Annotated in this window: 21 protein-coding genes and 2 tRNA genes; 6 read left to right on the top strand and 17 right to left on the bottom strand. The window is 65.5% G+C overall.

The window, feature by feature from the left end:
* Positions 1-72: 72 nt before the first annotated feature.
* From BLQ10_RS19985 to bcp, 5 genes are all read right to left on the bottom strand, one after another.
* A complete protein-coding gene (locus BLQ10_RS19985) occupies positions 73-1,575 on the bottom strand; it encodes a malate:quinone oxidoreductase (protein WP_091564740.1) in 1,503 nt (500 codons plus the stop codon).
* Positions 1,576-1,653: 78 nt separating this feature from the next.
* Positions 1,654-3,324, bottom strand: coding sequence for an ABC transporter substrate-binding protein (locus tag BLQ10_RS19980; protein ID WP_175558706.1), 1,671 nt, complete (start codon positions 3,322-3,324; stop codon positions 1,654-1,656).
* A gap of 237 nt (positions 3,325-3,561) precedes the next feature.
* Complete coding sequence (locus BLQ10_RS19975) at positions 3,562-4,236, bottom strand: fasciclin domain-containing protein (protein WP_091564739.1); 675 nt, start codon at positions 4,234-4,236, stop codon at positions 3,562-3,564.
* A gap of 256 nt (positions 4,237-4,492) precedes the next feature.
* A tRNA-Leu gene (locus BLQ10_RS19970) sits at positions 4,493-4,574 on the bottom strand.
* A gap of 63 nt (positions 4,575-4,637) precedes the next feature.
* Complete coding sequence (gene bcp / locus BLQ10_RS19965) at positions 4,638-5,111, bottom strand: thioredoxin-dependent thiol peroxidase (RefSeq protein ID WP_091564738.1); 474 nt, start codon at positions 5,109-5,111, stop codon at positions 4,638-4,640.
* 109 nt (positions 5,112-5,220) lie between these two features.
* On the opposite strand from bcp, the gene BLQ10_RS19960 reads away from it, so the two are divergent.
* Positions 5,221-5,739: a MarR family winged helix-turn-helix transcriptional regulator gene (locus BLQ10_RS19960; RefSeq protein ID WP_091564752.1), complete on the top strand. Its 519-nt coding sequence runs from the start codon at positions 5,221-5,223 to the stop codon at positions 5,737-5,739.
* A gap of 40 nt (positions 5,740-5,779) precedes the next feature.
* Here the strand turns inward: BLQ10_RS19960 and BLQ10_RS19955 are convergent, their stop codons facing one another.
* Entirely contained in the window at positions 5,780-6,409 is a 630-nt protein-coding gene (locus BLQ10_RS19955; protein ID WP_091564737.1) for a DUF2510 domain-containing protein, read from the bottom strand.
* A gap of 298 nt (positions 6,410-6,707) precedes the next feature.
* Here BLQ10_RS19955 and BLQ10_RS19950 point away from each other — a divergent pair, with 298 nt between their 5' ends.
* On the top strand, positions 6,708-6,896 hold the full coding sequence (locus tag BLQ10_RS19950; RefSeq protein ID WP_091564736.1) for a hypothetical protein: 189 nt from the start codon (positions 6,708-6,710) through the stop codon (positions 6,894-6,896).
* Between the two features lie 801 nt (positions 6,897-7,697).
* Here BLQ10_RS19950 and BLQ10_RS19945 read toward each other — a convergent pair.
* Together BLQ10_RS19945 and BLQ10_RS19940 are read right to left on the bottom strand one after the other, a co-directional pair.
* A complete protein-coding gene (locus BLQ10_RS19945) occupies positions 7,698-8,567 on the bottom strand; it encodes an N-acyl homoserine lactonase family protein (protein ID WP_091564735.1) in 870 nt (289 codons plus the stop codon).
* Between the two features lie 190 nt (positions 8,568-8,757).
* On the bottom strand, positions 8,758-10,737 hold the full coding sequence (locus tag BLQ10_RS19940; protein ID WP_091564734.1) for an APC family permease: 1,980 nt from the start codon (positions 10,735-10,737) through the stop codon (positions 8,758-8,760).
* A gap of 710 nt (positions 10,738-11,447) precedes the next feature.
* Between BLQ10_RS19940 and BLQ10_RS22205 the strand changes: the two genes are divergently transcribed.
* Entirely contained in the window at positions 11,448-11,699 is a 252-nt protein-coding gene (locus tag BLQ10_RS22205; RefSeq protein ID WP_139164297.1) for a hypothetical protein, read from the top strand.
* Between the two features lie 76 nt (positions 11,700-11,775).
* On the opposite strand, the gene BLQ10_RS19930 is transcribed toward BLQ10_RS22205, so the two are convergent.
* The 4 genes from BLQ10_RS19930 to BLQ10_RS19915 all read right to left on the bottom strand — a co-directional run bounded on the left by BLQ10_RS19930 (position 11,776) and on the right by BLQ10_RS19915 (position 15,114).
* Positions 11,776-13,446 carry a phosphodiester glycosidase family protein gene (locus BLQ10_RS19930; RefSeq protein WP_091564732.1) on the bottom strand — a complete coding sequence of 557 codons (1,671 nt, stop codon included), beginning with the start codon at positions 13,444-13,446 and terminating at the stop codon, positions 11,776-11,778.
* A gap of 402 nt (positions 13,447-13,848) precedes the next feature.
* Positions 13,849-14,226, bottom strand: coding sequence for a hypothetical protein (locus BLQ10_RS19925; protein WP_091564731.1), 378 nt, complete (start codon positions 14,224-14,226; stop codon positions 13,849-13,851).
* Between the two features lie 228 nt (positions 14,227-14,454).
* Positions 14,455-14,742 carry a hypothetical protein gene (locus BLQ10_RS19920; protein ID WP_254785687.1) on the bottom strand — a complete coding sequence of 96 codons (288 nt, stop codon included), beginning with the start codon at positions 14,740-14,742 and terminating at the stop codon, positions 14,455-14,457.
* A 186-nt stretch (positions 14,743-14,928) separates the two neighbouring features.
* A complete protein-coding gene (locus BLQ10_RS19915) occupies positions 14,929-15,114 on the bottom strand; it encodes a hypothetical protein (protein ID WP_139164296.1) in 186 nt (61 codons plus the stop codon).
* 407 nt (positions 15,115-15,521) lie between these two features.
* On the opposite strand from BLQ10_RS19915, the gene BLQ10_RS19910 reads away from it, so the two are divergent.
* The gene (locus BLQ10_RS19910; protein ID WP_091564750.1) at positions 15,522-16,166 is read left to right on the top strand and encodes a hypothetical protein; all 645 of its coding nucleotides are present in this window, start codon (positions 15,522-15,524) and stop codon (positions 16,164-16,166) included.
* A gap of 79 nt (positions 16,167-16,245) precedes the next feature.
* Here BLQ10_RS19910 and BLQ10_RS19905 read toward each other — a convergent pair whose 3' ends face one another.
* The 5 genes from BLQ10_RS19905 to BLQ10_RS22500 form a co-directional block, all read right to left on the bottom strand.
* The gene (locus BLQ10_RS19905) at positions 16,246-16,422 is read right to left on the bottom strand and encodes a CsbD family protein (protein ID WP_091564729.1); all 177 of its coding nucleotides are present in this window, start codon (positions 16,420-16,422) and stop codon (positions 16,246-16,248) included.
* A gap of 228 nt (positions 16,423-16,650) precedes the next feature.
* On the bottom strand, positions 16,651-17,271 hold the full coding sequence (locus tag BLQ10_RS19900) for a hypothetical protein (protein ID WP_091564728.1): 621 nt from the start codon (positions 17,269-17,271) through the stop codon (positions 16,651-16,653).
* Between the two features lie 250 nt (positions 17,272-17,521).
* Positions 17,522-17,597, bottom strand: a tRNA-Lys gene (locus BLQ10_RS19895).
* A 116-nt stretch (positions 17,598-17,713) separates the two neighbouring features.
* Positions 17,714-18,862, bottom strand: coding sequence for a PQQ-dependent sugar dehydrogenase (locus BLQ10_RS19890; RefSeq protein ID WP_091564749.1), 1,149 nt, complete (start codon positions 18,860-18,862; stop codon positions 17,714-17,716).
* A 41-nt stretch (positions 18,863-18,903) separates the two neighbouring features.
* Positions 18,904-19,854 (bottom strand): sunset domain-containing protein, encoded by a 951-nt coding sequence (locus tag BLQ10_RS22500; protein ID WP_175558704.1) that lies wholly within the window; start codon positions 19,852-19,854, stop codon positions 18,904-18,906.
* A gap of 174 nt (positions 19,855-20,028) precedes the next feature.
* Here BLQ10_RS22500 and BLQ10_RS19880 point away from each other — a divergent pair, with 174 nt between their 5' ends.
* Together BLQ10_RS19880 and ilvD are read left to right on the top strand one after the other, a co-directional pair.
* Positions 20,029-20,967, top strand: coding sequence for a LysR family transcriptional regulator (locus BLQ10_RS19880; RefSeq protein ID WP_091564727.1), 939 nt, complete (start codon positions 20,029-20,031; stop codon positions 20,965-20,967).
* 129 nt (positions 20,968-21,096) lie between these two features.
* On the top strand, positions 21,097-22,818 hold the full coding sequence (gene ilvD, locus BLQ10_RS19875) for a dihydroxy-acid dehydratase (protein WP_091564726.1): 1,722 nt from the start codon (positions 21,097-21,099) through the stop codon (positions 22,816-22,818).
* The last annotated feature ends 181 nt before the right edge of the window (positions 22,819-22,999 follow it).

Below are 22,999 nucleotides of genomic sequence, written 5' to 3'. Positions count from 1 at the left end.
GCAAACGGGGACGTCAATGAGTTGCAGCGATCCCAAACCAGCAGTGTAAACCAGCTGTGATCCGGCCCCGGCTTAGTTGCGGGCGGTGACCTGTTCGAGTTGCAGCGTCTTGGCCGTCTGGGCCTCCAGCTGTGCGGCGAGCTCAGGGTTGTCGTTGAGCTTGACGCCGTAGCCAGGCATCATGTCCTTGAGCTTGGACTGCCAGCCCTTGAAGTTCTTGGGGAAGGACTTCTGGAGCAGCTCGATCATGATCGGCACGGCCGTGGACGCGCCCGGGGAGGCGCCGAGGAGGGCGCCGATGGTGCCGTCACGTCCGGCAATGACCTCGGTGCCGAACTGCAGCACGCCGCCCTTCTTCGGGTCCTTCTTGATGATCTGGACCCGCTGGCCGGCGGTGATGAGCTCCCAGTCGCCGTCCTGGGCCTCGGGGTAGTACTCCCGCAGGGCCTCGACCTTGTCGCCGTGGCGCTTGGCGACTTCCTTGATCAGGTAGGCGGTGAGGTCCATGTTGTCCTTGGCCACGGCCAGCATCGGGATGATGTTGGAGGGGCGGATGGACAGCGGCAGGTCCAGGTAGGAGCCGTTCTTGAGGAAGTTCGTGGAGAAGCCGGCGTAGGGGCCGAACAGCAGGGAGCGCTTGCCGTTGACGTAGCGCGTATCCAGGTGCGGCACGGACATGGGCGGGGCGCCGACGGATGCTTGGCCGTAGACCTTCGCGCTGTGCTGGGCCGCGAGGGCCTCGTCGGTGCAGCGGAAGAACTGGCCGGAGACCGGGAAGCCGCCAAACCCCTTGCTTTCCGGGATGCCGGAGGCCTGCAGCAGGTGCAGGGCGCCGCCACCGGCACCGACAAAGACGAATTTCGCGTGGATGGAGCCGTGCTCGCCGCTTTCGGCGTGCTTCAGCGACAGATCCCAGCCGCCGCCGGACGCGCGCTTGATGTCGCTGACGTTGTGGCCGTAGTTGATCTCCACGCCGTTGTTGCCCAGGTACGTGGTCAGCTCGCGGGTCAGGGCGCCGAAATCGACGTCGGTGCCCTCGGCGGCGCGGGTTGCCGCGACCCGCTGCTTGGGGTCGCGGCCCTTGACGATCAGCGGGGCCCACTTGGCGATCTGGGCGTGGTCCTCGGAGTACTCCATCGAGCGGAACAGCGGGTTCGGCTTGAGGGCCTCGTAGCGGGTGCGGAGGAACTTGGTGTGGTCCTCGCCGATCACGAAGCTCATGTGCGGAACGGTGTTGATGAAGCCCTTGGGGGAGCCGATCAGGGAATTCGAGACGAGGTGGGACCAGAACTGGCGGGACAGCTGGAACTGCTCGTTGATGTTCAGGGCCTTGCCGGGGTCCACCGAGCCGTCTTTGGCTGCGGGGGAGTAATTAAGCTCACACAGGGCCGCGTGTCCGGTGCCGGCGTTGTTCCATGGGCCGGAGCTTTCCAGTCCTGGTTCGTCGAGCTTCTCGAACAGGGAGATGGTCCAGTTCGGCTCAAGCTGCTTGATGAAAGCACCGAGAGTGGCGCTCATGATGCCGCCGCCAATCAGGACGACGTCGGCATGTTGGGTCTTGGAAATGAAAGTCACAATCAGTCTCCGATAGCAGCGGCTCTGGCAGTCACAGAATATCCCGCACCGCCCACTAACTGAAATTGGCCCCGGGCGTCAAGGCTTTAGCTCGACATTTGTGAAAACTTCATTAAGCACCGGCGACGCAGGGTACTTCAGGACCCGGTCCGAGAGCGCCAGTGCCGAGATCGGGAAGGCAATGGGAACCGCGGGCACGGTGGCCGCGATCTGCGCATTGATGGTCTGGTACTGCGAAGTGCGGTCCGTGCCATCCGGCAAGCCCCGGGCCCGGGCGATCTTGGAGAAGACCTGGGGATCCTGGTAGCCGAATTCGCCGGTGTTCTCGCCGAAGAGCGGGCCCACGAAATTGTCAGGGTCCGAATACGAGCCGTTCCAGCCGAGCAGGTGCAGGGCGTGGTCGCCCGGGGAGGTGACCTTCTGCAGGTAGCCGTCTGCCCAGTCCACGGGCACAGGCTTGATGTTGAGCCCGATGGCGGTCAGTTGCCGGCTGATTTCGGCGTACACCTTTTCCGGCGTCGGGAGGTAGGGCCGGGTGACGTTGAGCGGGTAGTAGAACTTCAGCTGCTCACCCTTGTAGCCGGCCTCGGCCAGGAGTTCCTTGGCCTTGCCCGGGTTGTAGCCGAGCGCAGGGGCGTTGTTGTTGAAGCCGCTGAGCTTGGGCGGAATGAATTGGGATGCCTGGGCTGTGTTGTCGATGAAGAACCGGCGGATCAGCGTGTCCTTGTCCAGCCCCATCTCGATCGCCTGGCGCACTTTGAGGTTCTGCAGGATAGGGACTTCCTGGTTCATGCCCAGGTACATCACGGAGAAGGGGTCCCGCTGGATGATCTGCTTTCCGCTCTTGACCAGTTGATCGAAGTTTCCCACGGTGACCGCGTCGTAGCCGTCGATCTTGCCTTCCAGGAGTGCCTGCATCCGGGTCTGCGGCTGATCGTAGGTCACGAACTTGATGGTCCCGATCTGTCCTTTGTCGCCCCAATAGTCCTTGTTGCTGGCCAGGGTGACGCTGCCCGAGTCCCAGGAGCCGAAGACATACGGTCCGGTGCCCACCGGGTGGAGGCCGTAGGCGGATACTGGCTGCCCGCCCCGGCTCTGGTTCAGGTCGTCCGCGTGCTCCGCGGCGAGGGCCTTGGGCGAAGAGATCGCGAAGGCCGGGAGGGTGAGGGCCTGGAGAAATCCTGTGAAGGGCTGGCTGAGGCCGATCCGCACGTTGTCCGGCGCCACGGCTTTGCAGCTCTTGTAGATGGACAACGGGGCCTGGTCCGCGTGGGCCTTGAACACACCCTTGAATGTGGTGCCCGAGGCCTGTTTGCGGAGGGCCTGCGAGAAGTGGAACCAGCGGTTGAAGTTGGTGCAGACCGCGGCGGCATCAAAGGGCGTCCCATCTTGGAACTTGACGTTCGCGCGCAGCTTGAACTCGTAGGTCCGTCCCTCATCGGTCTGAGACCACTCGGTGGCCAGCAGCGGTGTGGGCTCGCCGGTGGTCTGGTCCACGCCCACAAGGCCTTCCAGGACCTGCCGGGTGACGCGGTAGGACTCGACGTCGGAGACCAGGGCAGGGTCGAGCCCCAGCGGCTCCGAGCCGGTGCCGAAGGTGAAGACAGCGGTAGGTGCCGCGCTGGAGGTGGAAGAGGCGGTTGCAGAACTGGGTGCCGGGCCGAGGCTGCCCGTGCAGGACGCGAGCGGCAGCACAAGGAGAGCGGCCCCGATGCTGGCGGCAATCCGCCGCACTGTCCTGCTGGGCACTGTACTGCTGGGCACTCGAGAATCACCTCTGGAAACTGGATGGTCCGCCGGCTGCGGAACAGCCCCAGTCTAGTTGACGGCCGGGTCCGCCAGCTCTTGTGGCACACCGTCGCCGGCCGTCGGCCACCGGCGGTTCCTGTCACAAAAGCGAGGGCCCGCACCTGGTGGTGCGGGCCTTCGCTTCTCCTAATGGTCCAGGGAGTCAGGCTGGAGCCGCGGCAGGAGGGCTTGTGCTGCCTACTTGGGCATCAGAACTGAGTCGACCATGTAGACAGTGGCGTTGGCGGTCTGGACGCCGCCGCAGACAACGTTGGCGCCGTCAACCTTGAGGGCGTCCTTGGTGCCGGTGACCGTGACCGAACCGCCCTCAACCGTCTTGTGGGTGCCGACGATCTGGTCCGGGGTGATCTTGCCGGGGACCACGTGGTAGGTCAGGATCTTGCTCAGCGTGGCATCGTCCGTCTTCAGGGCCGCGATCGTAGCCGGGTCGATCTTCTTGAAGGCGTCATCGGTCGGTGCGAAGACGGTAAATTCGCTGCTGTTGAGCGTGTCCACCAGATTGACCTTGGGGTTGAGCTTGCCGGAAACGGCGGCGGTCAGGGTGGTGAGAATGGGGTTGTTGGAAGCCGCGGTGGCTACCGGGTCAAGTGCCATGCCCGAGACGGAGCCCGCACCGCTCGGAACTTTGGCGGCGTAGGCTGCGCAGCCGGAGCCGACAAGGTTGGCAGCCGGATCCATGGCTGCGGCTGAGGCGCTCATGGACGGGGACGGTGCCATGCTGGATTTCGACGGTGCCGCGGAGGCGGGGGCCGACGAAGCGGTGGTGCTGGATCCGCCGCAGGCAGTGAGGCTGAGCATGGCGGCAGCTGCGATACCTGCAACGGCGAACGTGGTGCGCTTGATGTTCTGCATTTCGGTTTCTCCTTTGTTGTGCCGATGGTTGCCTGCGGCGAACGTTGCCGCTGCGGCCTTTCCCGACTGTCGGACACCGACCCTTGGTTGGTGTCTCACTGGGTATTCGGCTGCTCGCAGGAAACGGATGGGTGCGGACGTGAAATTCTTTTTGACCTGTTCAAAACCGCTGAAAAACCGCTGAAAAACCGCTAAAAACCGCTAAAAACTGTTGGAAACGACGAGAACCCCGGTCCGAAGACCGGGGTTCTCTCTGTGCGCAAGGGGGGACTTGAACCCCCACGCCCGAAGGCACAGGAACCTAAATCCTGCGTGTCTGCCAATTTCACCACTCGCGCGCGGCGCCGTCGTCGTCCCGGGATAAGAACCCCGGTGGCGGTCGCCAGGCACCATTGTACCTATCAGGCGTCGAGTTTCAGGTCCCGGCGAAGTTTGGCGACATGCCCGGTGGCCCGGACGTTGTACTGCGCGACGGCGACTTGGCCGTCGGCGTCGACAACGATGGTGGAGCGGATGAGGCCTTCGTAGGTCTTGCCGTAGTTTTTCTTTTCGCCCCAGGCCGCATAAGCCTCGGCGACGGAGTGGTCCTCGTCGGAGAGCAGCGGGAAGGTCAGCCCTTCGGCGGCCGCGAACGCCGCAAGTTTCCCGACAGGGTCAGGGGAAATGCCCACCACGTCATAACCTGCGGCCTGAAGCGCGCCCAGGGAATCCCGGAAATCGCAGGCCTCCTTGGTGCATCCGGGTGTGGAAGCCGCCGGGTAGAAGTAGATCACGGTCTTCCGGCCCCGGAAATCGCGCAGGCTGACGTCCTGTCCTTCGGCGTTCTTGAGGGTGAAATCCGGTGCTGTGGCACCGGCGGTGAGTCGCTCAGGCACGGGTGTCTCCTTGGTGAGGTGTGGCGCGAAGTGGGGTGTCTATCCAGCGTAGTGACGCGATCGGCGCCGGACGAATCCACTGCTCGCTATACTCATGGGTATGCCTGATATGGATCGCTGGCCCACGGGCCGCCTATTGTCCACGGCAGCACGTCTTGTAGAACACTCCTGGAACGAAAAATTGGGGGCCATTGGCCTTACCCATGCCGGGGTGATCGCCATGGAAGTGCTCTCGGCGAATGGGCCTATGACGCAAGCCCAATTGGCCCAACTCGTCCGGGTCCAGGCCCAGACCATGGGCAAGACACTGAGCCGTCTGGAAGCGCACGGCCACATTTCGCGGCAGCGCAGCACCTCGGACAGGCGCAGCCAGGTGGTGTCGCTGACTGACCAGGGGCGCCAAGCCGTCACCGCGGCCGCCGACATGGAACGCTCTGTGCTCGCCGCGACGCCCATTGACCCGGACCTGCTGCGCCAGGAGCTCCAGTCCGTGGTCAGAGTGCTGGCAACCAAGTCCACGTCCCCGGAGGCCAAGGCCATCGTCACGGGCGCCGAGCCGGGCGCCGCTGCGGCGCCGGGCGTCGCTGCCGGGTCGGGCGTCACCGCCGAGGCCGCCCCGCTAAATTAGCCGGCGGCTCGAGGGGCTGCAATTCGCCTCTTGGAGCGACTTATATCGTCGCGGCCTGGTTCGCCAGGGTGGCCACGATGGCGGACATCTTGAGGCCCGTGAGCACCACCACGAGCAGGGTGACGCCGATCGTGGCCCACACCGGGGCGAGCCCGCGCCGCGGGGCCACCCCGTGGACGATCACGGAGCGGCCAATCACGTAGAGTTCCCGGCTGAGGAACACCCACGCCCAGTGGAACGGCCGGACCACGCCGTCCTTGCGCAGCCGGTCCCAGTCCAGGTACGCCAGGAGTGCGGACACTCCGTAGACCACGAAGCTGATGGATACCAGGAGGAAATAAGGCGCCGTGAAGATCGACGCCGGATCAATTGTCTGGACCTGCCGCGTGCCTATGGTGCGCAGCCGGAGCACCGGGTTCCAGAACATGAGCAGGATGAGCGGCACGAGCGGCAGGGCCACGATCGTCCAGATGTACGGGTTGTAGACCGGTGTCCGGTCACTGATGCGCCTGCGCGGTGCCACCGGGTGTGGGGCCGGCGCTGCCTGGAACGGGGGCGCGCTGAACTGTCCGGTCCATGCCGAACCGTTCCACCACTGAAGCCGGCCCGAGCCTGCAGGGTCGGGATACCAGCCAGGGCCAGGGGCTGAAGCGTTGGGCGGGACGGTCATGGCTGTACATCCTTTGCGGGGCGTGGCGCGCACTCTCTGGTTCTAAGGCAGAGTACATGGGCCGCTGTGATAACAGGGGAGTGGCGGTCAGCGGCGGTGACCGGTGTTGTCGTGGACAGAGTCTAGCCGCGGCCCGTGGGGGCGGGAAGACCGCCTTGCGTCGACGGACAGCTCGCAGTGAAACCCTTGGACCGGCATGTCGTACGCCGATTAGGCGGAAAAGGGCAGCCGCGGAGTATCGACGCGCCGCCGCTTCGGAGGGACGATTAAAGGGCAATCACCATCAAGGAGGTCAGTGATGTGCTACCAGTACAACAAAGATTTCCGCCGGGATACCAGCAAGGATGCCGCGCGGGAAACTGAGGAACGCCCGGAGCCCCGGGTGGAGGCAAAGGAAGGCAGGTTCTGGGGCTTCCCGCGCCGCAGCAAGGAGTTCACAGTCGAAGAGCCGGAGACCGTAGTTGACCGGCCCCGCGAGAAGGTATGAGGACACGAGGTGACTCAGCGGCCGCTGAACCCCACAGTGAATGTGACGGTTCGGCGGCCGTTTCAGTGTTGGGCCGGCCGGCGGAGGCCAATTGCTGCGGAGAGCCCGATGAGGAGGCCACTTATGGCCAGCAGGGATCCGGCGACGCCGAACTGCCCGTCCGGTCCTGAATCACCTTGGCCGGCGGCGCCGCCCAGCGGCTGCCCCGTTGAGGGTTCCGGGTCCTGACCCGCATCCGCTGCTGGAGGCGCGGAGGTCCCCGTCGTGACAGTAGGCGGAACAGACTCCGTGGCCGGTTGGGCAGCGTTGTCTTGGTCCGATGTTGGAACAGGGCCCGACGTCGGGGGCGCCGTGACCTGCGCGGGCTGGGCGGGCTGCCCCTGGGACGGCGTTGGCGACGGCCTTTGGGATGGCGCTTGCGGAGGCGCCTTGGGCGGCGCCCCGGATGGCGGCTCTGCGGGGTTGCCCGGGACAGTCGGGCTGGGGGTAGGGGAGGTGGACGGCCCCGGCGTCGGCGGGGCCGGGCAGAATTTCGACGGGAGGAGGCCGGCCGGCCCGCAATGATCGGCCGCTGCGGGCAACGCCAAGACGAGCGGCGATGCCCCGAGCACCAGGACCACGGCCGATGCGTAACAGGCCTTCCGCATGGAGTTCATCCTCACCATCGTAGGGTTACGCCGCAGGCCGGCCCGGAACCCGGGCCCGGTGGGGCTCCCGATTTTTTGGCCATCCGTCGGCGCAATTGAGGGTCTCTACCTATTGGTTTGTTCGGGAGGCTACGCCTCGGCGATGCGCATCCGGTTAACGAATCTGGGCGGCCCAGCCGGCGGCGGTGAGGCGGTCGGCAGCCCCGGGGTCGTGGGCTGGCAGGATGACCAGATCGGGATATGCGGTCCGGAGGGCGTTGATTGCCCGGGTGGTGGCCAGCAGGGCCTTCCTTTTGCCGATGCCGGGAATCCGTTCGCGGCGCAGAAGGTCTTGCTCATAGCTGACGTCCCCGACCATGAGTAGCGGCGGCTTTCCATCGCGGCGGACCAGGAGGGAAATGGACCCCGGCGTGTGACCCGGCGTTGGGACCAGAACCAGGGAGCCGTCTCCGAACAGGTCATAAGTACTGCTGAACTGTCCGAACGGCTCGCCTTGTCCCGAAGGGAATTGCAGCAGGTCCCAGGAAAGGCCAGGCAGGTCGATGTGGCGGCGCATCAACCCCTGGAGCGCCGCGTCCGGACGGTTAAGCAATGCCCACTCGGCGGCCGAGGCCATGATCTGGGCATGCTTTAGTTCGCGCAGGCCGCCGATGTGGTCTTGATGCAGGTGTGACAGGACGGCCCAACGGACCTCCGCGATGTCGTAGCCAATGTCGGCTAGACGTTGGGTGAGAGTTTCCTGCTCGCCGATCGCGACGCGCGCGAGCCTTCGGTAGAGGAAGCCGGGGATGCCGCCGGGGAAGTAGCTGCGGTCGGTGACGGATGCCCGGTCCTGGCCGGTGTCGAAAAGCACGAGTCCTTGCTCGTGTTCAATGACGTAGACGTTGATCGGGCGGGGACCTGACCAGTCCCGGGCGGTGAGCAGCCACCATAGCAGCGGGCTTCCGTCCGATTCGACATGCTGCCTTCGGATCTCCACAACACCTGTGCTCACGACCGATACCGCCCCGACCGAGTCTGGCATGAGACTACCCTTCCGCAAACCGATGATGTGTCATGCAATCACGTATCAACACAGCGGTAAATAGAAGCCATCACACAGGATCACGACTGCCGCTGACCCGGCACGTCAACGCCGACCCAGCACGTCAACAGCCCCGCCCGGAGAGTTCCCGACGGGGCTGTTTTCGTTGCTGTGGTCAGTGCGTCGCGCCTTAGCCTACGTGGATGCCCGGCCGGCGGCCAGGGTCGTGTTCTACCTCGCGGAGGATTTCACGCACGAGCGGGGCAGTGTCGCCCTCGCCCAGGAACAGGTACCGCATGAGGTGGCCGACGGGATTGCCCTCGGACCACCCGAAGTAGCACTGCGGCTTTATGCCGGTCGAGTCGCGCATGGCCAGCAGGACCGCGGCGATCGCGTTCGGCACCGCCGGAGACTTCACCCGCAGGACCCGGTAGCCGTCCACCTCGACGCCTTCGACCCGGAGCGTGTGGCTGAACGCCGACGGGTCGGAGATTTCCACTTCCAGGAAGATGACGTCCGCCGGGCCCGGGACCGGGTTCAGGCCGCGCTGTTCGAACTCCTTGTCGGCGTATTCGGCCTTGTCGCCGGCCTGGCGCTTGTTGGAGATCACGTTCAGCTGCCCGTCGAAGGCGATCGAGTCGGTGATGAACTGGCGGGCCGCTTCGTCGAACTCGATGGTTTCCAGCCGCAATTCGGTGGTGCGCTTCACCCGGGAGATCAGCGAGACGACGATGATGCCGGCGATGAAGAACGCCGAGATCGCGATCCCGTCGGGCTTTTCGATGACGTTGGCGCCCAGTGCGTAGAGCAGGACCAGCGTCAGCGCGCCGAAGCCGATGGTCCCGGCGCGGCTGTGCCGGCGGATCGCGGAGACGGTCACGGCGACCGCACCGGAGACCATCATGGCCAGGATGCCGGTGGCGTAGGCACCGGCCTGGGCGTTGACGTCGGCCTTGAAGGCGATGGTGATGCCGACGCTCAGCACGGTGTAGACGATCACGACCGGACGGACGGCCCGGCCCCATTCCGGTGCCATGCCGTAGGCCGGCAGGTAGCGGGGCACAATGTTGATCAGTCCGGCCATGGCCGAGGCGCCGGCGAACCAGAGGATCAGGGCGCTGGAAAGGTCGTAGACGGTCCCGAACCCGGCGCCGAACAGGTCGTGGGCGAGGAACGCCAGGGCGCGGCCGTTGGCCTGTCCGCCCTCCTGGAACTCCTTGGCCGGGATCATGACCGTGGTGAGGAAGCTGGTGGACATCAGGTAGACGCTCATGATGGCCGCCGCGGTGGTGAGCAGCTTGCGGGTGTTCTTGACCCGGGAGGCCATGAGCTCCTCCGGGCTGTTCCCGGTCGCCTTGATTAGCGGCATCATCGACACGCCGGTCTCGAACCCGGAGAGCCCGAGGACCAGCAGCGGGAAGGCGATGACGGCCGGGCCGATCAAATCCATCGGTCCGCCGCCGGCGCTGGCCAGCAGCCGGTCCTGCCATCCGGCGATCAGTGTCGGGTCGGAGAGGACGTGTACGAACCCGGCGGCGACGACGGCGGCGTTCAACAGCAGGTAGACGGCCACGAGCGGGATGGCGACGCCGACGGCCTCGTTGAAGCCGAGCAGGAACACTCCGCCAAGGATCAGCAGCAGGATCACCGTGATGATGACGGCGCTGCCTTTCAGGCCTTCCGGGATCATCGGATTCTCCAGCAGGTGCACCGTGGCATCGGCGCCGGAGAGGGTGATGGTGATGATCCACGAGGTCGCAACGAACCCGAGCAGCAGCAGGACGAAGAACTTGCCGCGCCAGAACGGCAGCAGTTTCTCCAGCATGGCCACCGAGCCCTGCCCGTGCGGGCTTTCCTGGGCGACCCGGCGGTACATCGGCAGCATGCCCAGCAGGGTCAGGGCCACGATCAGCAGGGTCGCCAGCGGGGACAGTGCGCCGGCGGCGAGGGCCGCGATGCCGGGAAGGTAGGACAGGGTGGAGAAATAGTCGACGCCGGTCAGGCACATGACCTTCCACCAGGCGTTGGGCTTGTGGTCTTCCTCGGCTTCGGGGCCGGCGGGTGCGACCTGGTTGGCGAGCAGCCAGCGGACCAGGGGTTTGCGGTCCGGGGTTGCGGCCTGTTTCAGGTCAACCTGGGCCGGAACGGCGTGGTCAGATGTGGTCGTCATGGGGTCTTTCTGTCGGGGGCCGGGCGTCAGCCGGGCCGGAACAAAGCGCAGGGACCGGCCAATTGTAGTAGCGGTCCCTGCGGTTGGCTGTCAGCTTCAGCTTGCCCGCGGCGGCATGGCCGGAACGGGGCTGCGGGTGTTGACCCGGGCGAGCCCTGAAGCCTCATCGGTTCCCCATTCCCGTCCGGTGCCTGACGCCGATGCCCGGACTGCCTGCTACCTGTTGCTGGCGAAGATCGCGATGGCGATGATGCCGCCGACGATGTCCAGCACGCCCAAGACTTTTCCGGCGGTGGCTTTGACCCCGGTGCTTCAGCATTGCCAAATGCCGGCGGAGGGGACCCCGCTTGGGGGCTTGCCGTGTCAGGTATTTTCTTCGTGATTATTAGCGGCACCGGGATCATACTCTGGCTGCGGCAGCGAAAGAGGTGATGGCCACCACCGATCATTTCGTGTCGACGGTTTTCGGGCGATGACCGGCATGAGGAAGTGGATAACTGCCCACCGCAAAGTGGTGCTGGTGGTTGTCCTCCCTGCCGTGTGGGTGGCGGGGGTAGCACTCTTCGTCAGCTGGGGGCACCCGCTGGATTAAGCGCTCACCAGCGCGGTGACATGGGCTGTTTGCGCGACAGTCTTGTGGTATGTCCAGGCGCGCAACGAACGCACGACGGCGGCCAGGCTCTTCATATCGGGGTTGCTAGGGTAAGCCCATGGCCTCTCCGCAACGAGAGCGCATACCGCTCCCGCTCCCGGTTCTGGCCGCCGTAGGTGTGGCGGCTGCCGTTTCACTGACACGCGCGTTGGTACCGGCGTTACGCACCGAACAATGGGACTGGATCCACTTAGCCTTCCATGCCATCGTGTTGGTGGTCGCGGTGACGTACTTCGTGAAGTTCGTGCGGAAGCAGCGGGACGACTACCGGCTGCAGCTCCCGGTCGGCGGCGCGTGCGAGGCGCAATAGTCCACCATTGAGGCCAGAACACCGACCCGGATCACTTGTTCCTTGGCACGCTGTGGCTTCGAGGCTGACGCGGACTTTAGCCTTTGCGGCCGGGCATGAGGAGCAGGGCGTCTCCGACCGGGCGTTCACCGGTGGCGTCGGAGGGGGAGTTCATGACCTGGCCGTTCTCGACCATGGTGGTGGACCCGCCGCCATCCAGGTTGATCGCGTTGACCATTCCGAGGGAACGTGCAACGTCTGCGGCTTCCTTGATGCTCAGGCCAAGGGAAGTTGTCTGGCGTCCGTCTGCGGTGACCAGGAGGGTGCGGCCCTGCGCGTCGATACCGGCAATGGTGCGCGGGTTGCGCTTGTGCACCCAGCCGTAGAAGAAGCTGTTGCTGTCGCCGGTGTGGACCATGCCGTCACGCTTGGCGGTCACGTTGATCTTGCCGTTTTCGACAAGGGTGGGTCCGCCGTTGACGACGTCGGTGGTGGCGCTGGCCTTCAAGGGCTTTCCGCTCTCATTGAGGAGGTCCGTGTCGACCGTCAGTTTGGAACCGGGTTTGGCCAGGGCGGCGAGTTTGTTGACGTCCGCTCCGATGGCCTGCAGGGTGTGACCGCCGGCCGGGACGGTGGTGCCGCGGGAGGTGTTGACGGCCGTGACCCTGCCGTGGGCGTCAAGGATGGCTTCCAGGCCCGGGCCGGACGGTGTGGAGGTGCCGAATTCGGGAGTGAAGGCCACGATCTCGTCCGCGTCGGTGCAGGTGAAGTCGTGCATCGGCAGGGAGGTCGGTGTGTCGTCCGCGCCGCCGCAGTTGCGGATGAGGCCCGGCACGCGGTTCACGCCGTCCAACGCCAGCTTCCCGGCGTTCCCGGGCGCAGTCACGGAACCGTCCCAGTGCAACCGCTGGATGGAGGTGTCATTCTTGGGGCCGATGACCAGGGACGGCCGGTCTCCGACAGGTTCGCTGAGGACCTTGCCGTCATGAACAGCCGTTCCGGCCGGGTCGCCCGGGGCTCCGGCATTCGGGTCCATCACGAAGAAGCCGCCGTTCACGGCTGCCAGCGCTCCCGCTGCGGCGCCCAGCTGGCTGGCCGTTTCCCGGTCCTGAAGGTTCGGTCCGAAGGAGGAGGTGAGGTCTCCGCGGAATTTTTTCGGGTCAATGGTGAGAACTTCGAGCTTCCAGGGGCCACGGGTGATCTCGCTGGTGCCCTGGTCACCGTCCCAGCCCGTGTAGATCACCGACGATGCGTAGCCGGCCGCCTTGATCCGGGCAATGGTGGTGGCGCCGTCGGCTTTGGCCGGGAACTGTCCTACCCGAACCCGGTAGCCGAGGTCTCCTCCTGCGTCGGCCAGCTGGGGGGACTGGACGTGCTCGACGCGGGCGGTTAGTCCAACTGCCTGAAGTTTGTCGGCGACGGCTCGCGCATGTGCCTCATCGGAGAGTGCCGAAGCCGGAGCGTCGGGGTCCGGTGACGTTGACGGCAGGGCCACTTCGGCGGTCCAGGAGAAGTCCTGGTTGGGTGTTCCGCGGGTGATGGATGTCCGGGTCAGGCCGGGGGCCAGCGTGGTCACGGTGCGGGTCTCGGGCAGGTCTGAAGCACCGAGGCCCAGCTTGGGGGAGGGCGCCGGGGTGACGGCTGCCATCTTTATTGGGGTTCCGGGCGCGGCTGTGGAGGCGCCGGCGGGGGCAAGGAAAGCAACCGGGAGGGACAAAGCCAGTGCGGTGATGGCAGCACTGCGGAAGTGATGATTGGGGGTGGTCATGATGCCGACACTATGACGTCAGAATACGGCGCCAGCACGCACACGCCGTCGTTCAACTCGTCTTCGTCGGCTGTTCACGGCAGGTTTCACATTTGCTCTCAGGCTGTTCCCGACGGCGTCAGCGTGTGAATCGCAAAGCTATTTGGCGCACTTTTCGCAGCGCTAGTTGGCATGGTCTTTCCGATGAGCGAGTTGCGTAAGGGGACCCCGAGGATTAACCGAGAGTCGGGGGTCCTTCATACGCGGCGGTGGTGGAGGCGGGCTTATGGCTGAGTGACGGCCGGGCCGCCCGCTCAGCAGCCTCACTGAACAGTAAGCTTTAGCCCCGCGACCGCCCCCGTCCAGGCACCGGTCGGGTCGTGGAAACCCCCTGTGGTGCTTCGGGAAACCAGCCGCTCGTCGCTAGGACGCCACCTTCACTGGCTTGAACCGGAAGGGTCCGCCGCATTCGGGGCCGTCCGGATGTTCCCCGGTCGGTTCCGTTTCGATCGGCAGCTCGCCCGCAACACGGGCACCTGAGGTGTCCACCGCGTCCACATAGACCGAGGTGACACTGATGGGCGGCACCAGATACGGCACCGACTGGGGCACCAGCCACCTGCCGTCGGTGCTCCTGGTTACCGGGGCCGGAGTACAGCCCTCCCCGAAGCAGGCTGCAACCGACACCGGCTCTTGCGGGAAGACCAGTTCCACATCGCCCGTGTAGGCGTAGCCGGTCGCCGGGCAGGCAGTGCTGCCGGATCCGCGGATCACAGCCACGGTCAGTACAACGGTCAGCATGCCAAGCATGATTAGAAGTAACCCCCGGCGCTTCATGCTGCGAGCCAAACGCGCTCCGGCTCCCCGGGACTGCATCATCGCCGTCCTCTATTCAGGGCGGACCGGCCTGGGTCGTCACCCCACACTCGCAGGTGCAGTTCCTCGGTCAAGGTTCTGATGCTGGCGATCCTGTCCTGATAAACGGTGGTGAGCTGGACCGGAACTCGACGCCGGAGTCCGGATCCCACGTTACCTGTTGGCGAAGTAGAGCGCGATGACGACGATGCCGCCGATGATGTCCAGCACGCCCAGGACTTTTCCTGCGGTGGCCTTGACGCCCGCCGCTTCGGCCCGCCGGGCAAAGATGAACGCCACGACGCCCGCCGCGATACCGAACAGGAACAGCCCAACGACGCCGATGATGATGGAGGTGCGCCGGTACTTCCGGCCTTGTTGCAGATGGAAGGCGGCACCCGTCGACTCGGCCGGGCCATCCATTGGCATCGTTCCGTTGCGCAGGTCGTTCGAATCGCTCATGTTTTCCCCCAAGTTTTTGGCCACCGTCGGCGTAATTGAGAGGCTACTACCTATTGTGTCTATGGGATAGCGCTGCCACTCCGAATAGCTGAAGTGGGTCGATCTCGCTACCCGGCGCCCCGTGGCCCATGCGCCTTCCAGGTGTCGTGGTCCTTCCGCTGGAGCCCACAAAGGCCTGGCGGCTTGTCAGTTCCCGCTCTCGCGCTTCCCGGTGTAGTACCCGCCAAACATCAAGACGAGGCCGCAAAACACGAGCACGTATGGCGAGACGCCGAGGCGGGCTGGTGGAATCTGAATGGCCATGATGGTGCCGATAAGGGCCTCGAAGGCACCCACGCAGAGAAGGAACGTGCCAAGCCGTCTCGATGTCATCACGACCGCGTAATCGTCCGCGCCACGGATAAACCAAGGATGCCGTCTACGGCACCCCTCACCGGGCCTCTCTTGTCCCGCCACAACGACTCTTCCTCCGGGAACTGGGCAAGGAGCCCGGTGGAGAGGGATGTGCGCCGCAGCAATCGCTGCCAGCCTTCCCCGGAGTCACCGGTCATACGGTGTCCAGCCGCGGCAGGGCCATCATGGAACGCCAGAACTTCATTGGTCCCCGATCCAATAGTTGACTATTGCCGCCACCCTAACCCGTTCGGGCTTCATGCTCTAGGGAAAAGGCCGGGCCCCACGCATCCACCCACCCGCGATTAGCGCGACCTTATTGCACTGGGCGTCAAACGTAGTCGATGATCAGGCGCAGGATCATTGCGCCTATGGGGAAGAGGACGATGAGCGGAATCGACGATCTCATGCCTAAGTCAGACGCTCGCTGGGCCACGGCCACGCGAAGAGCGCAGGGCGTTGCAGACCTCGGCCTGGGGAGTGCCCTGAAGACCTACTACACGCGGTATTTCCCTGCCGGCGTGATCATCCTTGTCGGGACGGGGACCATCTTCGGGATCTTGGCATTTGGAGGCGATCCGGCGGACTGGCCGTCATTCCTGGTGTTCGGGTGCTCCCTGGCAGTGTTGGGCGTCGCGACCGGGGGGCTCGTCTACAACGCGAAGAAAATCGCGCCCGCAGCGGAGCCAGGCAGGATCGATGTGCTGCTCTCGCTGGAGGACGAAGAGCGAAAAGGCATCCGCCGCCAGATTCTCGGGAAGACACCCGCCGACCCGGACCAGCTTGTCGTCTCGCGGGCCGCGGCCGTGCAACTGCGAAAGAATCTCGCCACACAGCTCATCTGGATACCCGTGCTCCCGCTCATATACATTCCCCAAGTCCTACGAGGAACCGGGTTAGTCTCATGGCTCATGGCTGCTGGCACGGCTATCTGGTTGATTGGGGAGGTGTTCACTGTCCGCGACTTCCATCGGGCTGGCAGATTCCTGGCCCGCACAGCAGAGCCGGACGTGCCGGACGCAGCCCCGTGAGGACTGTCGTCGTCGGCTCGTCCGCTCATAACGAAGGGCGCACCCCGTATCGGAGATGCGCCCTTCGCCTGTGTTCAGGTCAGTCCTTCTTGAAGGCGTCCTTGACCTTCTCGCCGGCCTGCTTCAAGTCACCTTTGGCCTGGTCAGCTTGCCCCTCAGCCTGCAGACTTTCGTCGCCCGTGGCTTTCCCGGCAGCTTCCTTGCCTTTACCGCCGGCCTTCTCGGCAGCGTTCTCAATCTTGTCGCCTAGTCCCATGGTGTTTCCTCCTCTGGTTTGGCGGCCGATCTCTACGGCCATGCCTATCCTAAGCATGCTTACGGTCAGGATTTCAAGTCCGGTGCGCCTGCTTGCATAGCGCCGCCGGTCTGTTTGCATGGAGGCGCGACTGAGCAGCCGCCGGCAGCAGTAGTGGCCCAAGCGGACTGGCACGCCAGCTTCTCCCGCGCCGGGGTGGAGTTCAACCTCGCCTAAACGGCCCGGGGCTTAGAGACCGGCCGGGAACTTGAACGCCGTGGGCAGCGGCTCCGGCGCCGTCCCATGGAACAGGACGATCTCGTCATGGGCTTTCAGGATGACAGCCTGGGCGCGCCCGTCCTGCTTCGCGCCGTTCACGACGACGGACCAGTCCGATACGCCTGAATGCGCGGTGCCGGGCTTGTCGGTGCCGTCCAGAACGCCCCATTCGGTGAGAAGCTGGCCAAGCGTATAGGTGGCGCCGGCGACCGGCGCCTCAATGTGGATGATGCCCGACTCGTCGTGGGTGTGCAACGCCGAGATGCCGTTCGGCTGCCCGGTCGCGGTGAAGCTGAAGCCGATGTCCGCCGGGACAGCGACGGGGTTGCCGTCCACGAAAACGTCCAGATGGGCGTGGAAGTGCTCGGCTGCCCCTTCCATGTTGAGGACCGGCAGGCCGGCGGCCCTGATCCGTTCGGCACCGCCCTTGGTGTTCAGCTCCCAGCCGGTGGTCGGAGTCGCGGCTGCGGCGGATGAGGTCGCGCTCGGAGTCGGAACGGCTGTGCCTGGGCCAGGGGTGGCGGTTGAACATCCGGAGACGGACAAGGCAACAGCGCCCAGCGCCACGGAGAGAGGGAGGAACTTCTTCATGGAGACAGCTTTCATTCGGCCATAGGTACTCAGTAGATGTGTGCGGACCGCCCGGATATGCTCACCGGACACCAGCGGCCCTCGACCGGTTCGCTCAGCCACGAGACGATGCTATCTGAACGTGGGCGCCTGGGCTCCTGCCGCCGGAGGGCTGGCCAGAATAAATAGCCCATAAATATGCCCTCGGAGGGATAGCGGCAAAAAGAAACCCCGCCTTCATGGCTTTTGGCCAGTAAAGACGGGGTTTCTGTGGTGCACCCCCCGGGACTCGAACCCGGAACCCATTGATTAAGAGTCAATTGCTCTGCCAGTTGAGCTAGAGGTGCATCTGTTGTTTTCGTTCATCGGGGCTTTTTATTTCCCTCGTTGTTCTCCGCAACGACATGAAACTCTACACGAGATTGGCTGTCGTGTGAAATCGAGGGGTGCGGGGCGGTGGCGGCTAGCCATGAAGGTCCAAAATCAGCGCGAAATCAGGGTTTTGGCCGTTGCTGAGGAGCCATAGCCGGCCGTCAGGAGCCAGTGAAACGTTGCGCACCCGTCCGTACTTTCCCGTGAAATAGCTCACAGGTTCTTCGGCGAATTCGCCCCTGAGGGGAACAACCCAGAGTCTTTGACCGCGCAGGGCGCCCAGATAGGCGGTGCTGCCGACAATTTCCAGTCCGCTGGGGGACGACTCCGCCGTCGACGGCCACACCACTTTGGCGTCCAGAAAGCCGGAACGGTGCGGGGCGCCTGTTACGTCCGGCCAGCCGTAGTTGCCGCCGGGCACGATCAGGTTGAGCTCGTCGTTGACGTCGGGGCCGAATTCGCTGGCCCACAGCCGGCCCGCACCGTCCCAGGCCAGCCCCTGGACGTTCCGGTGGCCAAGGCTGTAGACCGGGTTCTCGCCGAACGGGTTTCCCGGCGCCGGCCGGCCGTCCGCGGTGAGGCGGAGGATCTTTCCGCCGAGGGCCTTGCTGTCCTGCGGCTGTTCGCGGCGCTGCGAGTCGCCCGTTCCCACATACAGGAAACCGTCGGGCCCAAAGCGGATCCGTCCGCCGTTATGCGTGCCGGCCTTTGGAATCCCCGTGAAAACGGGTTGCAGGGTGCCGAGCTCCAGCCGGCCGCCGCGCTCTTCCAGCCGCATGCGGGCGATTCTGTTGTCCGCCGCCGCGGTGAAGTAGGCGTAGAGGTACCGGTCCGCCGCAAAGTTGGGGGAGAGGGCAAGACCCAGAAGGCCACCTTCTCCGCCGGGAACGACGCCGGGCACTTTGCCGAGCGTCCCCAGCTGGCCGCCCTTGATGGTCCTGAGCAGTGCGGTGTCGCGCTCGGAGACGACCGCGGTGCCATCGGGCAGGTAAACCGTGGACCACGGCAGTTGCAGTCCGTCTATCCGGCCCGCAACAGTCGGCTCACGCGGTGTGGCCGCCGGGCCTGCCGGGCCGGAGCCGGCCGAGGTGCCGTCTCCCGACTGGACCACGGGCGAGGTTGGCCCGCCGCCGGTACAGGCACCCAAGAACAACAGCACAACGGCCAGGGCGGTGACCCGGACCGCCCTGCTTAAAGGGCGCCTGCCAAAGAAGCGCCTGCGAAAGAAGCGGGGGAGCATCAAAGGACGGGATGAGCTGGGACGCCGGACTGAGCCGCCAGTTACTGCCGCGTCCGGCGCGGCGGCCGGAACCCGGCTGCTTCGGCGTGCGCTGCGGAGGCAAACCACACCTCTGCCCGGGTTTCTTCATACGCAGGGCTGGTCTCGTCGTGGTAGATCATCGACGAGGCGTTGCCCTTGACGGTGAAACCAACAGGGCCGCTTCCGTCGGCTGCCGGAGCCGCTGACCCCTCGCCGTAGGGCTGCTCGGTGGCCAGATGGCCGCTGGGCTCGGCAGCGTGGCTTGCGAAGGCCCCGGCTGTCCCGGCCGAGGCTGCCGTCTGCATCGTTTCCGCCTCAGCGTCCGGCGCGGGCTGCGACCCGGGGGCGGCCGCGGCAGGCATCGTCGTGCCAGTGCCAGTGCCAGTGCCAGTGCCAGTGCCAGTGCCGGTGCCAGTGCCAGTGCCGGTGCCTGCGTCTTCGACCGGTTCCGCAGCTGCCGATTCCGCTCCAGGCAGAGTCGGCGCGTGAGGCTCGGTGTATTCGGGATGGTGGAGCGGATGGCCCGCCGCTGCTGGTGGTTCCGCAGCCGCACCAGGTTCCGCCGCCGCAGCGTGTGCGCCGTGCGCCGGATCAATATGGGCCGCTGGAGCATGCGTGTCCGCCGGCGGGGCAGTCTCGGACCACTGGGTCTCCCATTCGGCGTTGCCCGAGGTACCTGCTGCTTCGGGAGCCGCCGCCGCTGCCGGCTCGATCGTCGGAGCGGCTGTGGCCGCTGGGGGCTCGGCCGCCACGGGGGTTGCCGCCGTCGAGCCGGCTGCCACCGTCGAGCCGGCTGCCACCGTCGGACCGGCTGCCGCCGTCGGACTGGCAGAAGTGTCGGCAGAAGTGCCTGTGCCGGTGCCTGCCTCGGACGCGGAATCTGCGCCCGTGCGGCTCTTGTTGCGGTTAAGCAGCCACCAGATCACAGCTACCACCACGATGATGACGACGAGCCAGACTATCCAGTCCATAGCAGAGCCTTTCAGTCCAGGAGGCATGGGTTGCCGATGCTTGACGTTACGTCCGGGCGAAGCCGGCTGTCCAGCCTCCCGGCGGCCAAGACCGGGGATCCCTGGAACGCATAGACGGCCCGGTGATGCGGCCCGAACCCAAATCAAACCCCGCCCGGCGTGTAGCCTCGCCTCATGGATTTCAAGCGACTGCAGATTCTGCGCGAACTCGCCGGCCGCGGGACCGTAGGCGCCACTGCCGAGGCCATGAAGGTCACACCGTCGGCCGTGTCGCAGCAGCTGAAGACCCTGCAGGAGGAACTGGGCGTAGTGCTGGTGGAGAAGTCCGGCAGGGGAGTGCGGCTTACCGAGGCCGGGCTGGCCATGGCCGGCGCCGCCGCCGACGTGTCGACGGCCATGGCGCGGGCAGAATCAACGATCGACACGTACCGGCGCGGCTGGCAGACCCGGGTGGTGGCGGCCTTCTTTCCCAGCGCCGCGGAGATGTTCCTTCCGGGCATGCTCCACCGGGTCAAAGCCGTCGAAGGGCTGCGGTTCGAAGCGCATTTCGAGGACCCGGGGGTTGCCGGTTTTGCCGGGCTGACCGCGGACTACGACATCGTCCTGGCGCACAGTGTGGATGGTCCGGAAGTCTTCGGCGGCCAGGGCCTGACGGTGGTGCCGTTGCTGGACGAACCGCTGGATGTGGCCTTGCCGGCAGGGCACGCTCTGGCCGGCAAGGCCACGCTGTGCGCCGAGGACGTTGTCGGCTTCCCGTGGATGGGAGTTCCCGAGGGCTTTCCGTTCGACACCGTGCTGCGCCAGATCGAGGTGCGGGCCGACTCGCAAGCCGTCCGTGCCCAGCAGTTCCCGGATCTGCGGGTGCTGGAAGCCCTGGTCAGCGCCGGACATGGGCTGAGCCTGCTGCCGCGGTACACGGCGGTCAGCAACCAGGGCCGGGGGTTCGTCCTGCGCCCGCTCGAGGGCGTGAAGGCGAGCCGGAGCATCGTTGCGCTGGCCCGTCCGGACGTCGCGGCCCGGACCACCATCCAGCAGGTCCTGGCGATGCTCAAGGCCGAGGCCCAAGGTGTCGCCGAAGCCCCGGAGCTGCGTGACGAGGCTCACCGGGCCTGAGGAAAAACGGCCGGCAAGTTCAAGATGTGAGACGAGAGTCCACTATTTGATCGAAATATTCCCGGTTTTCCGCTTAACGCTCCGCTGTTGGGTCGTTGGCGTCTGCGGGGGAGCCCTAGACTTTGAGCCATGAGTCAGGACACCCAAACAGCAGCAGACACCAAGCCGGACATCAAGCCCCGCAGCCGGGTCGTTACCGATGGAATCCACGCCGCCCCCGCGCGCGGCATGTTCCGGGCGGTCGGCATGGGCGACGACGATTTCGCCAAGCCGCAGATCGGCGTGGCGAGCTCGTGGAACGAGATCACCCCCTGCAACCTTTCGTTGAACCGGCTGGCCCAGGGCGCCAAGGAAGGCGTCCACGCCGGCGGCGGGTTCCCCATGCAGTTCGGCACCATCTCGGTCTCCGACGGCATCTCCATGGGCCATGAGGGCATGCACTTCTCCCTGGTGTCCCGCGAAGTCATTGCCGACTCGGTCGAGACGGTCATGCAGGCCGAACGGATCGACGGCTCCGTGCTCCTGGCCGGTTGTGACAAGTCGCTGCCCGGCATGCTGATGGCCGCGGCCCGCCTGGACCTGGCCTCCGTGTTCCTTTATGCCGGCTCCATCATGCCCGGCTGGGTCAAGCTTGAGGACGGCTCCGAAAAGGAAGTCACCCTCATCGACGCGTTCGAAGCCGTCGGTGCGTGCGCGGCCGGCAAGATGAGCCGCGAGGACCTGGACCGCATCGAAAAAGCAATCTGCCCGGGCGAAGGCGCCTGCGGCGGCATGTACACGGCCAACACCATGGCCTGCATCGGCGAGGCCCTGGGCATGTCCCTGCCCGGCTCCGCCGCACCGCCATCCGCGGATCGTCGACGCGATGCCTTTGCGCACAAGTCCGGCGAAGCCGTGGTGAACCTCCTGCGTCTGGGCATCACGGCCCGGGACATCATGACGCGCAAGGCGTTCGAGAACGCGATTGCCGTCACCATGGCCTTCGGCGGTTCCACCAACGCCGTGCTGCACCTGCTCGCGATCGCCCGCGAAGCCGAGGTGGAGCTGACGCTGGAAGACTTCAACCGGATCGGCGACAAGATTCCGCACCTGGGCGACCTTAAGCCGTTCGGCCGTTACGTGATGACCGACGTCGACAAGATCGGCGGCGTGCCGGTGATCATGAAGGCCCTGCTCGACGCCGGCCTGCTGCACGGCGACTGCCTCACCGTCACCGGCAAGACCGTGGCGGAGAACCTCGCCGCGATCAACCCGCCGGACCTGGACGGCAAGATCCTGCGTGCACTGGACAACCCGATCCACAAGACCGGCGGCATCACCATCCTTCACGGCTCGATGGCCCCGGAAGGCGCCGTCGTCAAGAGCGCCGGCTTCGATGCCGACGTCTTCGAGGGCACGGCCCGCGTGTTCGAGCGGGAACAGGGCGCACTGGACGCCCTGGACAAGGGCGAGATCCACAAGGGCGACGTCGTGGTGATCCGCTACGAGGGTCCGAAGGGCGGCCCCGGTATGCGGGAGATGCTCGCCATCACCGGCGCCATCAAGGGCGCAGGCCTGGGCAAGGACGTCCTGCTGCTGACCGACGGACGGTTCTCCGGCGGAACCACCGGCCTGTGCATCGGCCACGTCGCGCCGGAAGCCGTCGACGGCGGCCCCATCGCGTTCGTCAAGGACGGTGACCGGATCCGCGTGGACATCGCGGCCCGCACCTTCGACCTCCTGGTCGAAGACTCCGAGCTTGAGGCCCGCAAGGTCGGCTGGGAGCCGCTCCCGGCCAAGTTCACCAAGGGCGTCCTCGCCAAATACGCCAAGCTCGTCCACAGCGCCTCCACCGGCGCCTACTGCGGCTGACGCGTAACGCCTACCCGGAGTGGACGGCGCTGAACGCCGTCCACTCCGGGGCCCTCGGCGTTGCGCTTATTAAGCCCGGCCGCCAATGCGGAAGAGTCGCCAAGGGGATTGAGAAGATCAGTACGTGGACAGAGTTGTCCAGATAGTGAGACGGGGGCCGGGCTCGTTGACACCTGTCTCA

Origin of the sequence: Arthrobacter sp. ok362 (genome assembly GCF_900102785.1) — a bacterium.
Lineage (GTDB): Bacteria > Actinomycetota > Actinomycetes > Actinomycetales > Micrococcaceae > Arthrobacter.
The sequence above is the reverse complement of the archived record's forward strand: the minus strand, read 5'-3'. Positions and strand labels throughout refer to the sequence as shown.